We start from the raw sequence: 12,421 nt of genomic DNA on the forward strand, positions 1-12,421 counted from the left end.
ATTTTAGCTATATCTTTTAATAAATATGGGAGATCTGCTCCTTACAATAAATTTTAACATTTTCAGACTGCAATGTCAATAAAAAATGTGCTATAATACAGTAACAAACAGGAAACAAATGGTTACACTTCGGTTACAGCGGTTACGAAGCAGAAAAACCGCCGTACCGCAAGAGAAAGGCAGAGGAAATATGAGAGCGAGGATAATGAACACCCCCAAGGAAAAGCTGCTTATCTATGGCTTTGACGAAGAGAAAGAGGAAAAATTCCGCGGGGTGGCAATGCGGATGAAAACGGAGCTTGCAGTGCTCCCTCCCGAGAGCGCAGGGGAGCAGGTGGGATATCTTGCAGGCTTTCCCGGATTTTATTCATCAGACTGTGAAAAGACCTCCGACAGCAGGCAGTGCGTGATATTCTCCTGCATGGACGGGAAGAAGCTCAGCCGCATAGTTGACGATATGCGTTCAAACGGCTTGGGCGGCATACCTCTCAAGGCGGCAGTCACAGGTGCAAATCAGACAATGACCCTTACGGAGCTTATGAACGAGCTTGAAAAGGAACACCGCATAATGCATAAGGAAAAGGAAGATAAAGATGTATAAATACGAGACTCACCTTCATACCATGGAAGCCAGCGCCTGCGCCCATTCCTCGGGAGCCGAGATGGCAGAAAAATACAAGTCTGAGGGCTATGACGGCATATTTGTGACCGACCATTTTTTCAACGGCAACAGCTGTATTCCCCGTGACCTTCCCTGGAATGAGCGGATAGAGCTTTTCTGCAAGGGCTATGAAAACGCACTCGCAAAGGGAAAGGAAATAGGACTTGAGGTGTTTTTCGGCTTTGAGTACGGGGACGGCGGCTCGGATTTTCTGATATACGGTCTTGATAAAAGCTGGCTCCTTGATCACGACTATATCCTTGAAATGGAGCTTACCCGTTTTCTTGAGCTTGCCCGTTCCGAGGGAGCCTTTGCGGTCCAGGCGCACCCCTTCAGGGATTATCCCTATATCAGAGCCACCAAGCATTGTCCCCATTTTGTGGACGCCATCGAGATAATAAACGCTTCCCACCCACTCGACACCCCCTTCAACTCCCACGCCGCCGAATTTGCCCGCTGGTATGACCTGCCCGTCACCGCAGGCTCGGACGCCCATAATACCACAGACAGATGGTTCGGCGGAGGAGTTGTGAGCGAAGCTCCCTTCACATCATATAAGGATTATGCAGACGCCGTCAAAAACGGCACCCTTAAACTGCTTGACAGAAAATTCTGATGGGAGATGAAAAAATGAGCATAAGAGGCGATAAAGCCAAAGCATATTTTACCCGCGGCTATAACTGTGCCCAGTCCGTCCTTATGGCATTCTCGGACATAACAGGGCTTGATGAAAGAAACTCTGCAATGCTTTCCTCTGGCTTCGGCGGGGGAATGGGACGAATGAGAGAGGTCTGCGGAGCAGTTTCGGGAATGTTTATGGCGGCAAGCTTTGTCAGCGGCTATGACGACCCCGATGACTCCGAGGGCAAGAAAAGAACGTACAAAATGATACAGACCCTGGCAGAAAATTTCAGGGAAAAGAATAAAAGCATCATCTGCAAGGAACTGTTGGGACTTGACAAGCCCGAGGGTACCCATATCCCCGACCGGCGCACTCCCGAATACTACAAAAAGCGTCCCTGCGGCGACCTTGTAAAGGACGCAGCGGAGATACTGGAGGAGTATTTCATTTCCATCGGCAAAATAAAATAACAATAACGAACGGGACTGCCGCACACAATTGCAGCAGCCCCGTTTTTGGGGGTCAATGCTATTTATCAAGCCTTCTCCTCCGCCTCCTCAAGACTGTCATATCCGTACATTTTAACAGACCTTTCCATTATCATGCGGGCAAGATTTTTCTCGTCATTGCTGACCTTAACGATAAATCCGCCGTACAGCTTCAAGGTCATATCCGAATAGGTGGAAAGCTCGCCCCTGAGATAGGTCTCATAAGATGTCTGAGCAGGGGAGTCCTCATAGGTGTGAATGACTCTTGCGCTGCCCGCAAGCTTCGGGAACCGGGCAGCAAATTCCTCCATCCAGCCCACCTGAATGGCAATGACCGCCTCTCTGATAGCCGCCTTTTCCTCGGAAATTTCGGGCAGAGTGTCCCTTACCTCCGCAAATCTTCCGGGAGCGGTGGACTCCATCATATAGCCGTATTTCTCCCGAATGGGATTTCTGCCGTCTTCAAGCGCAGCCCTGAAATCAAGGAGCAGCGAGCTCAGAAGCTCTTCGTTCCAGCAGTAATACTGACTCCTGCGCATAATGGAAAAGGTCTCCCAGTCGTCCTGACAGTCGGCTCTGCCGCCCTCGTTCTGCACCTTGTCGAACCAGCTCCACTCCATGGCAATAATTTCCTCGGAAATTATCACCCTGTCCGCAAAAGCTGAGACCTCCTCCGCGAGCCGCGGAAGAAATTCCTCCCTGCTGTCTGTGATAAGCTGATAACGCACCTCGTCACCGAGCATACGGCATATCCGCTCAATATTATCCATAGCATTCTTACCTTCGGAAATATCCCGTATCATACCGGCAATTTCCCCGAGACGAGGCAGCTGCTCCGTACTTCTGAAAAGCCACTTGCTGTAGGGCGCAAATTTCCTGCACAGGATATGAGCCGCCCTTGCCGCACTCTGCATAAAGTCGCTCAGAGCCACAAACGCCGCCGCGCTGTCGCCGCGTTTTACCGCCCTGAGATAATTGTACTGACCGCTCTGACCCGCAAGAGCAAGCTGCTGAGCCAGCTTTTTAAGTCTCACAGCCTGGGGCTGACCTGTCCTGAGCCTGCGGCGTATATCCTCAAACTCGCCCGAATAGTCCATATAAACCTCGCCGTTCACAGCGCAGGCAAGCAGTGAGTCATCGGTGCAAAGCCATTCCTCAAGGCTCTCGGGAACATGACAGCAGCCCGTAAATTTACCAAGAAAATCGGATATCCGCACAACTCCCGTCCGACCCGTTCCCTGAGGGGTGATAAGCCTCTTCATACCCATATAAGTCTTTGGCAGCAGGTCATAAGCTGCCTGCAATTTCGCGCCTATCTTCTCATAGGTATCATCGTCCGCCCATATCACAAATGAGGGACCAAAATCGTGGTCTGCGGAAAGCTCGTCATCAAAGCCCAGGCACTCCGAACCCTCTCCCGCAAGCCCGCAGGCAATTTTGTCAAGATATCCGGAAAAATTCCTCTTGAGCATAGGTCTGCCGAAGGCTTCAAAATACCGCCTGCAAAGCTCTGCCCCATTTAGAACGGGTCTTCCGCCCGATCTTTCATACGATGCCGCCAGATTGCCCATGACCGTATCGTAAAAATTATTCCTGCCCATATGCAGCTCGATCTCCGATAAAGCCGCTTCGTAATACTCTGCCGCCTCGGCAAATTTTTCCTCGCTGAAAAGTATATCTCCCATAGCCGCCAGAGCAGCGCTGTAATGGAAATCGGAAGGGGACCGCCCCTTGAAAATTTCCATAGCGGGAGCAAGGACTTCCTTTGCCCTGCCGCAGTCATGAAGCCTTATAAGGCATACAGCAAGGTTTGAACGGGAAATAGCCGACCGAATTTCTCCATCGGGGGAGCGCTCCGCGATTTCCAGAGCCTTTTCAAGACAGCCCCTTGCGTCCTCCCACCGTCCCGCCTCCTGATGGAGCAGGGAAAGATTATTGTAATAGCTTGATATCAGTCCCTCCTCCCCGGGGAGCTTTGCAAGTATATCCCAAATTTTGCCATAATATCCGTAAGCCTCGTTCAGCTTTCCCGAAGCTCTGCACGCATTTGCGGAATTGAGCAGAGCCGCACATCTCCGCGGGGTTTCCCCCTCACCGATAATGTCAAGCAGCTCCTCGGAGCGGCGGCAGCACTCGAGTGACCGGGGGAATTTTCCGCAGTCACGGTAAAAGCCTGCCAGCTCATTATATAAGGTTATCTCAATATCCGTCCTGCCCTCAGCATGTGCCTGTTCAAGACAGCTGTTCATATACTCCTCCGCCTCGTCCAGCCGACACTCATGAAGCAGTTCATCGATTTTTTGAAGAATTTCACTGACGTTCATATAAAGGACCTCCTTAAAAGATCCGCCTGCGCCCGAAAAACAAAGAGCGCAGGCGGAAAACTCACTTTAAAAATCCGTCTATTATCTTCCTCTCAGCCTCTTCCTCGGTGAGACCGAGAGTGCGGAGCTTGATTATCTGTTCGCCTGCTATCTTGCCGATAGCCGCCTCGTGGATAAGAGAAGCGTCAAGGCTTGAAGCGTTAAGAGCGGGAGCGGCGTTCACCCTGCCGTTGTCCGCAAGAATGGCGTCGCATTCGGAATGACCCGTGCAGCGGCAGTTTCCGTTGATGACGGACTTGTACTCCTGATAGGAATTGCCCTTTGCCACCGAACGTGAAACAAGGTCAACGCCGCTGTCGTCCCCGTCAAGGGTAACGTCAAAAACAGACCTGGCAGTCTCGTTATTATCTGTCAGCAGCCTTTCTCTTATCACAAGCTTTGCTCCCGCGCCCAGACGTGCGGAGGTAGAGCGGTCGGAGCTTGTAACGCCGCTTATCTGCATGGTGTCCATCTCCATATAGGAGTTTTCGCCCATGGTAACGTCGGTAACGGGGTTTATCCGCTTTGCGCCGCTGCCCTTGCCCGTACCGATGTGCTTTTCCTTGTAAAGTACCTTTGCATTCTTGCCGATGAAGAAGCGGTGAATGCCGTTGTGACGTGACTCCTCCTCATCGTCACTGTGAACGCCGCAGCCTGCCACGATAATAACATCTGCCCCGTCCTCAACGATAAAATCATTGTATACCAGATCGTCCACGCCGCCCTTTGTGATGCAGGCGGGGATATAAACGGTCTCCTTCTGAGCCTTTGCGCTTATCTTAATGACAATGCCGGGGTTGTCCGTCTTAGGCTCTATCTTAATATTCTCCGAGGACTGCCTGCCTGCGCAGCCGCTGTCCTCTCTTATATTGTAAGCACCCTTGAAGCTGCCGCCGTCCCAGTCGGAAACAACTTTAAGAAGCTGACCCGTGATCTCGTTCATAGCTTAACATTCCTCTTTTCTCGTCTTGCCCAAAGGACATTTTGACTTTGTATCGCCCTTTAAGATACGGGGCAGTATGTCCTCTCTGCTGCCCTGTGCAGTGACCTTTCCGTCAGCAATGACAGCGATGTGGTCGGCTATCTCCATTATCCTCTCCTGATGGGAAATTACAAGCAGGGAGCGGCTTCCCTCGCCCTTGAGCCGTTCAAATGCGCTGATAAGATTAGAGAAGCTCCACAGGTCAATGCCTGCCTCGGGCTCGTCAAAGACCAGCATATCCGCATTTTTCCTTGCAAGCACCGTAGCGATCTCAATGCGCTTGCTCTCGCCGCCCGAAAGGCTTGAGTCCGCCTCTCTGTCCATGTATTCCCTTGCGCACAGCCCCACTTCGCCCAGAAGTGAGCATATCCTTTCCTCACTGAGCTTTTCCTCTGCGGAAAGCTCCAGCAGGTCTCTTACGGTAAGTCCTTTAAATCTCACAGGCTGCTGAAACGCGTAGGCAACGCCCTTTTTCGCCCTTTCGGTAATGTCACGGGAGGTGATATCCTCCCCGTTTAAAATAATGCTGCCTCCGCAGGGCTCGTACAGACCTGCGATTATCTTTGCAAGAGAGGTCTTGCCGCCGCCGTTGGGACCCGTAACAACGGTAAGCTTGCCATCGGGAACGGTAAGGTCGATGCCTTTGAGTATCTCCTCCCCCTCGGGAAGCCGCCAGCGTATATCTTTAAGCTCGAGCATTTTTTTCATCCTTTCAAAAATTTGCAGAAAAATCCAATATCCATATAATTATACTATGCAGATATATTTTTGTCAATAAATGCGGCTTGCAGAAAGTATGAATATAATGTTAATAGCCATACTGCCGTATTCCTAAAATATTTTCCGAAAAAACTTTGCAAATATCTATTCCATTTTGAGAAAAAATGTGATATAATTACATTATCTATAATTTCGTATCAAGCAGATCGGGAGAAACAAAGATGAACAAATACAAAAAGCTAATGGGCAACACGCTGATATTCGGCATAGGCAGCTTCGGAGCAAAATTTCTGGGCTTCTTTATGACCATGCTCTACACACGCTGTATGACCGAGGCGGAGTATTCTACAGCGGACCTTCTTTATAATACGGTGAACGTCCTTGTGCCGCTGGTAACGTTCAGTATGGCGGACGCAGTTATCCGCTTCGGAATGGACAAGGATTACGACCCCAGAAGGGTATTCACCTGTGCAAACCTCAGCGTCCTTCTGGGTATGACTATATTTATGCTCTTTACCCCCCTTATCGGAAGAAACGAAACTATCGGCTCATATACCTTCCTGCTGTACATCTACTGTTATTTCTCCTGCTTCAGGCAGATGGCTTCACAGTTTGTCAGGGCAAGAGGATACGTGAAGCTCTTCGCCGCCGACGGCATACTCACCGTTTTGGTGCAGGTCATAAGCAACCTTATTCTCATATGGGGCTTGAAGCTGGGCGTTACGGGCTATGTTATCTCATTTGTGGTCTCAGACGTAAGCTCCCTGCTTTTCCTTACAGCAATTGCAGGGCTTCACAAATACGTTGACGCATTTTATATCGACAAAAAGGTCATGGGTGAAATGCTCAGATTTTCCGCACCCCTTATCCCCACTTATCTTCTCTGGTGGGTGACCTCCGCTTCCGACAGATGGTTCGTCATAAATATGGTGGGCGATACGGAAAACGGTATCTATTCCATTGCCTACAAGCTCCCCACACTCCTTATGCTCGTTACCACAATGTTCTATCAGGCATGGCAGATGTCCTCCATCGAGGAGCGAAACAGCCGCGGCCTCGGAAAATTCTATGAGACTGTGTTCGGAGCATATTCCTCTCTCCTCTACATCGCCGCCGCAGGACTTATAATGCTCTGCAAGCCCCTCACCCTTATCCTCACGGGAACCGCAGAGGGAAGCCGCTTCCAGGAGGCGCAGATATTCACTCCCGTTCTCATAATCGCAATGGTATTCCAGTGCTTCTGCCAGTTCCTTTCATCAGTCTACACCACGAAAAAGCGCTCGGTAAATTCCTGTGCCACAGCCTTTGTTGCCGCTGCGGTAAATATTATCCTCAATTTCCTTCTCATACCTCAGTACGGTGTCTGGGGCGCGGCTATCGCCACAGCCTCGTCCTACTTTGCCTGCTTTGCGGTCAGACTTTTCGACGCAAGAAAGTTCATCTTCTTCCGTGTGGACTATTTTCGTTTTCTGGTAAATACGGTGATAATAGTATTTATGTGCGTAATAACCGCAAAACAGCCCAGCGTTTACTGGGTGGGACTTATCCTCGGCTTTGTGGTGTGCCTTGTCTACAATTTTGACGCCATTATCAAGACCCTGCGGAAAATTCTCAGCAGAGGCAGCAGACGAAACGAAAATGCGGCTCAGTAATATTTCCAAATCCTACGGGGATATCACCGTTTTCGACCATCTCTCCGCAGAGCTTCCAAACGGCTCGGTTACGCAGATATCGGGGGAGTCGGGCTGCGGCAAGACCACTCTTCTGCGGATAATTGCAGGTCTTGAGGGCTATTCGGGCGAGATATCCGAGCGCCCCTCGGGAAAAATATCCGCCGTATTCCAGGAGGACAGGCTTTTTGAGGAGCTTTCGGCTCTTGAAAACTGTTATCTTGTACTAAAGGGAAAGCAGCCCTTTGATATTGCCGAAGCGCTTGTTTCCACAGGGCTTTCACGGGAGGACATCGCCCGTCCCGTGAAGGAGCTTTCGGGAGGAATGAAGCGGAGAACGGCTATCGTCCGCGCTCTCTGCACCGATTTCGGCATACTTCTGCTTGACGAGCCCTTCAAGGGGATAGACCATGAAAACAAGCTGAAGACCGCCGCTCTCATACAGGCGCATACCAAGGGCAGAACGGTGCTTCTCGTGACCCACGATACCGCAGATATCCCCCTTGATGTACACAGCGTTCTGAGTCTCGATAAGTAAAATTGCACAAAAATAAATCTGAAATTTTACGGGAATTTTCATAGAAAATGCTGTTTTCTATGGACATTTCCGTATTTTTGTGCTACAATATATATGTATAACTGTCGTTATTTACACATATTTACATAGATAGGACGGTCTGGTTATGGATTTCAACACTCAGAGAAAAATCGTAAGGAGGCTTGAGGAAGCGGGGAAAAATCCTCTCCTTTTCCTGCCCTGCCTTATTGCAAAATATGCGGTGATACTGTTTATGTCGGTGTGCCGCAGCGTTGATATGGCGCTGTCCGATAAAGAGGGCAATTTCCTGGGGATAAAGCGCAAGCCTAAGGCAAAGAAGGCTTACGGGGATATGCCTGAGACTGACTTCTTTACATCAAAGAAGCCTGCACGCAGACCCTCTCTGCCCTTCCGTCCCCTTTGGCAGAGGGCGATGTCACTTCTTCTTGCCTGCGCATTTATTTCAATGAGCGCGGAGATATCGGCAGCTGCGGATGATGTCACATTACAGAAATATGTCGCAGAGGCAAAGCAGCTTATTACTGCTGCTGAGATACAGCCGCTGCGTTCATCGGTCTACGAAGCCGACCTTTACAAAAATTACAAGGACAACCCTACCTATGCACTGCAGATAGAAAACGGCGCATTTAACGGAATGCCGAACCTTACCACCATTACTCTCGGCTATTCGGACAATATGTCCATCGGCGCAAACAACTTTGTAAACCTTGCCCCCGACGCAGCCGTTTATATCAGGACCGACAGCAAGACCGATTACGAAGCAGCTGCGGCTCAGATATCAAGCACCGAGGTCTCAAAAATATGGGACTGCAATGGACAGACCTACAGCGAAATACCTGATGATATCCCCGTTCTCACCGCATACAGCGGCGTTGGAAAGGTGATACTCAAGTGGGACAACATCACCCCCGAGCCCGACGGATATGCCATATACACATATTCAAACGGAAAATACAACCCTAAGCCCACCATCTTTTCCACCGCCAAAGCCACCGAGGGAGACAACACAAGGACCCGCTGCTCAGTCGAGCTAAGCGGCTCATCGGGCAAATCCCAGATATATGCAGTAAGAGCGTTCAGAAACCTGACAAGCTCCGACTATGACGGCGACGGCACAAACGATGTGAATGTTCCCCTTTACAGCAGGAAGTTTGCCCGCTCTGAAAGCGCTGCACCCCTTACAGCAGGCAAGCCCGATATATCTACCACAATGAGCAACAAGACCGCAACAGTGAATATCTCAATGCCCGCAAAGGCTTCCGAGCCATCCTACATTCTGCTTTACTGCAAGGACGAGGGAGAAACTTTCTATTCGCCCCGTCTGAAGATAACTCCTTCTCAGATGACAAACGGTGCGTATTCCTTTGAAGATCCCGTTCCCTTTGAGGGCGTTGGCGTTCGTTCATACGTTGCTGTAGCCTACTATGACGTTCTGAACAGGGACGGTTCTCTCCTTACAAATCAGTACGTATACCCCGAAAAGGACACTTCCACAGCGGAATACACTACCACTCGTTCTGCGGAAAAAAAGATCACAGATGCAGTTTTAAATTCTCCCACAAATCTTAATGCTGCTCTTTCGTCCGATAAAACTATGTGGATGCTTACCTGGGATCGTCCCGATGGTACTTCGAGCTTTGACGTTTACTACAGCGTTTATGCCAACGGCAGACCTGTAATTGCCGAGACAAGCCGTTATCTTCAGGATTTTGCCAAGATAAATGTTAATGACCCCGCCATCACTCAGGGCGAAAACGTGGAATTTACCGTTACCGCCCACGCTGACGGTATGACAAGCGGTGCGCCTGCGAAGATCACTGTTGAGATAAATTCTTCCAACAGCGTTATCCTCAACAGCGTCAAGGGCGGAAATCAAAAGGCTGTCATCAATTTCACCTCTCACCCCGGCACAAAGCTTTATACCATATTCTATACTCATACCGATGAAAACGGCGTTGAAAGAACAGAAAGCATCAAGGTCAGCGAAAGTGACTGCCAGAAATCGGGAAAAAATCTTACCTACCCTCTGACCGGTCTGGAAAACGATGTGGAATATTCGATTTACGTTGCCTCCGACGCCGCAACCGCTCTCTACTCCTCGGTAATAAAGAAAGTGACCCCCTCTCCTGCGCCTCAGCCCCCCGAAAAGGTGTATGTGAAGCCGCTGGAGAACAGTGCGGTAGTTTCCTGGGATATCGTTTATAAGGAGGGCACCTCGGAGCCTGTTGACGGATATCTTGTAAGGATAGTGAGAGAGTCGGGACAGACTGTGGTACCCGAAGAAAAGGTAGTGGGTCTTACCGAATTTACTCCCAAGCAGAAGCTGGAAAATGATGTCAATTATTATGCATATGTAAAATCCTACGTTGTCATAGGCGATAATCCGCCTATCGAGAGTGTTACCGAGACCCGTTCCGACCTGTTCACCCCCACCGTACAGGTGGATAATGACATGAAACTCACCGTGGCACCCTCGGGCAAGGTCATCAACATCAGCTGGACAGCCGTTAAGGGCGCAAGTGAATATATCCTTACAAGGACAGACCCCGACGGCATTCAGAGCGATATATACAAGGGCAGCAAAAATTCATATACAGACTCTTTTGTTAACAATAAAACCAAGTACACCTATAAGGTCAAGGCTGTCCGGACGGTTGACGGTAAGGATTATGTGAGCGACTACAGCGAGGAGCAGCAGGGAATGATAAACTTCACGCTGGCTCCCGTGCAGGGACTTATCGCCACAGGCGGAGACGGCTGCATTATCCTAAAATGGGACAAGGTAGACGGTGCAGACGGCTACATTATTCAGTATTCGCCCAAGGACGCAGACAATTGGACGACCATCGGAAAGTGGGGTCAGACCACCTTCACCCATACAGGTCTCTTAAACGGAGACGTTTATGATTACCGCGTTATTCCCTATGTGATGATAAATGAGATAGAGGAGCGTTCAGATGGCTATGCTCAGAAGGCAACAGGCAGAGCAGGCATAAATCTTCCCGCCCCCGCCGACTTTACCGTAACCGCAGGAGACGGTCAGATAACCCTCAAGTGGAGCGCTGTCAAGGGCGCAGAGGGTTACTGCGTGTATCTCGTGGCATATGACGGCTCCTCATATCTTCTTGACAAGGTTACCAAAACCACCGCGATACATACAAATCTTTCAAACAATACCACCTTCACCTACAAGGTCTGCGCATATAAATACGTGGGCGATAATCTGGTTGAAGGAGATTTCTCGGTGGCAAAATCAGCTACAGTGGGAATTGAGCTGAATGCTCCCACAGACGTTACCGCAAAGGCAGGCAATGAGCAGATAACTATCACCTGGAAAAAGACTGACGGAGCAGAGGGATATGTGGTATATGCCTACAATATGGCTCAGATGAGCTTTGTACCCGTCGGTATCGTCACAAGCACAAGCTTTGTTCACACGGGACTTATCGCAGGCAGGGAATATACCTATATGGTCGCCGCATATAAGAATGTGAACGGCAGCGTGGTATATTCGGGCTACTCTCTGGCAGTTACCGCAACGCCGACCTCTTCGGGCGGCACCAAGCCCACCGACAACAGCAATGCCGAGGCAGGGGACTACCGCCTCTTCATTACGGGAACCACTCCCTACGGAATGTCCAACAGCAATCTCATTTCCGCATTTGCAGGAAAGGGTGCCTTCAATACGGACATTGACGTAAGATTTACCCTCAGCCCCGACACCGTGACAGCGATCCAGGACGTGCTCAATTTCTACGGCGAGGGAATAGACAGCTTCCTCATTTATCCCATGGATATTGCCATTTACGTTGCAGGAACAAACACAAAGGCGACTATCAACCCGGGATATTATATGACCCTTACAATTCCCGTACCCGATGAGCTTTTGCCCTATTCGGAGCATATTTCCGTGGTACACGTGTCCGACCTGGGACAGCTTGAGATACTTCCCTCTATCCACGTGAACGTGGGAGGAGTTGACTGTATGCAGTTCACCGCAAACAGCTTCTCGCCCTATGCATTTGTGGTATATCTCCCCGAAATAGGCGAGGACACCAGCGCAGGAACTCCTGCCGCCGCACAGGGAACCGCTCAGACAAGCACAAGCGGACAATCCGCAGTATTTACATTCAGAAATACATATCTCCCCGAAATTTACAGACGGAGAGCAAGAAACAAGGTTTACAGGATAGTAAACAGATAATATATATGCCGCTTGTCCCATCGGGCAGGCGGCAGATTTTTTTAAACTTGACAAATTTTAAAAAATCAGTCACCCGAATTTAAAGGGTGACTGATTTCAGTCTGTCGAAAAAGGAACGACAATTATATAATATGCACAAACCCATACAGAAA

General features: G+C 49.7%; 9 protein-coding genes. 6 read left to right on the top strand and 3 right to left on the bottom strand.

Annotated features, from left to right (window positions below):
- Positions 1–190 precede the first annotated feature (190 nt).
- From ACI4J0_RS06560 to ACI4J0_RS06570, 3 genes are read left to right on the top strand one after another with little or no spacing between them, the layout of a single operon-like run.
- On the top strand, positions 191–601 hold the full coding sequence (locus ACI4J0_RS06560; protein ID WP_439765016.1) for a DUF3783 domain-containing protein: 411 nt from the start codon (positions 191–193) through the stop codon (positions 599–601).
- The gene (locus tag ACI4J0_RS06565) at positions 594–1,277 is read left to right on the top strand and encodes a PHP-associated domain-containing protein (protein WP_439765017.1); all 684 of its coding nucleotides are present in this window, start codon (positions 594–596) and stop codon (positions 1,275–1,277) included. Before ACI4J0_RS06560 ends, ACI4J0_RS06565 begins: the two co-directional genes overlap by 8 nt.
- A 14-nt stretch (positions 1,278–1,291) precedes the next feature.
- Positions 1,292–1,753, top strand: coding sequence for a C-GCAxxG-C-C family protein (locus ACI4J0_RS06570; RefSeq protein WP_439765018.1), 462 nt, complete (start codon positions 1,292–1,294; stop codon positions 1,751–1,753).
- Between the two features lie 65 nt (positions 1,754–1,818).
- Here the strand turns inward: ACI4J0_RS06570 and ACI4J0_RS06575 are convergent, their stop codons facing one another.
- The 3 genes from ACI4J0_RS06575 to ACI4J0_RS06585 form a co-directional block, all read right to left on the bottom strand.
- Positions 1,819–4,095 carry a DUF4125 family protein gene (locus ACI4J0_RS06575; protein WP_439765019.1) on the bottom strand — a complete coding sequence of 759 codons (2,277 nt, stop codon included), beginning with the start codon at positions 4,093–4,095 and terminating at the stop codon, positions 1,819–1,821.
- Between the two features lie 61 nt (positions 4,096–4,156).
- Positions 4,157–5,077, bottom strand: a complete 921-nt coding sequence (locus ACI4J0_RS06580) for a SufB/SufD family protein (RefSeq protein ID WP_439765020.1) — start codon at positions 5,075–5,077, stop codon at positions 4,157–4,159.
- 3 nt (positions 5,078–5,080) lie between these two features.
- Entirely contained in the window at positions 5,081–5,815 is a 735-nt protein-coding gene (locus ACI4J0_RS06585; RefSeq protein ID WP_439765021.1) for an ABC transporter ATP-binding protein, read from the bottom strand.
- Between the two features lie 242 nt (positions 5,816–6,057).
- Here ACI4J0_RS06585 and ACI4J0_RS06590 point away from each other — a divergent pair, with 242 nt between their 5' ends.
- The 3 genes from ACI4J0_RS06590 (at position 6,058) to ACI4J0_RS06600 (ending at position 12,269) form a co-directional block, all read left to right on the top strand.
- Positions 6,058–7,488, top strand: a complete 1,431-nt coding sequence (locus ACI4J0_RS06590) for a lipopolysaccharide biosynthesis protein (protein WP_439765022.1) — start codon at positions 6,058–6,060, stop codon at positions 7,486–7,488.
- The gene (locus ACI4J0_RS06595; protein WP_439765023.1) at positions 7,475–8,044 is read left to right on the top strand and encodes an ATP-binding cassette domain-containing protein; all 570 of its coding nucleotides are present in this window, start codon (positions 7,475–7,477) and stop codon (positions 8,042–8,044) included. The genes ACI4J0_RS06590 and ACI4J0_RS06595 overlap by 14 nt, the downstream gene beginning before the upstream one ends.
- Positions 8,045–8,189: 145 nt before the next feature.
- Positions 8,190–12,269, top strand: coding sequence for a fibronectin type III domain-containing protein (locus ACI4J0_RS06600; protein ID WP_439765024.1), 4,080 nt, complete (start codon positions 8,190–8,192; stop codon positions 12,267–12,269).
- The last annotated feature ends 152 nt before the right edge of the window (positions 12,270–12,421 follow it).

The sequence above is a fragment of the Huintestinicola sp. genome (genome assembly GCF_051882455.1).
In the GTDB taxonomy this organism is placed as follows: domain Bacteria; phylum Bacillota; class Clostridia; order Oscillospirales; family Ruminococcaceae; genus Huintestinicola.

What these genes read in the sequence shown, in the direction of transcription:
- ACI4J0_RS06560 (WP_439765016.1), top strand. Translation starts at nt 191, where the DNA reads ATGAGAGCGAGGATAATGAACACCCCCAAGGAAAAGCTGCTTATCTAT.
- ACI4J0_RS06580 (WP_439765020.1), bottom strand. Translation starts at nt 5,077, where the DNA reads ATGAACGAGATCACGGGTCAGCTTCTTAAAGTTGTTTCCGACTGGGAC.
- ACI4J0_RS06600 (WP_439765024.1), top strand. Translation starts at nt 8,190, where the DNA reads ATGGATTTCAACACTCAGAGAAAAATCGTAAGGAGGCTTGAGGAAGCG.
- ACI4J0_RS06575 (WP_439765019.1), bottom strand. Translation starts at nt 4,095, where the DNA reads ATGAACGTCAGTGAAATTCTTCAAAAAATCGATGAACTGCTTCATGAG.
- ACI4J0_RS06590 (WP_439765022.1), top strand. Translation starts at nt 6,058, where the DNA reads ATGAACAAATACAAAAAGCTAATGGGCAACACGCTGATATTCGGCATA.
- ACI4J0_RS06570 (WP_439765018.1), top strand. Translation starts at nt 1,292, where the DNA reads ATGAGCATAAGAGGCGATAAAGCCAAAGCATATTTTACCCGCGGCTAT.
- ACI4J0_RS06585 (WP_439765021.1), bottom strand. Translation starts at nt 5,815, where the DNA reads ATGCTCGAGCTTAAAGATATACGCTGGCGGCTTCCCGAGGGGGAGGAG.
- ACI4J0_RS06565 (WP_439765017.1), top strand. Translation starts at nt 594, where the DNA reads ATGTATAAATACGAGACTCACCTTCATACCATGGAAGCCAGCGCCTGC.
- ACI4J0_RS06595 (WP_439765023.1), top strand. Translation starts at nt 7,475, where the DNA reads ATGCGGCTCAGTAATATTTCCAAATCCTACGGGGATATCACCGTTTTC.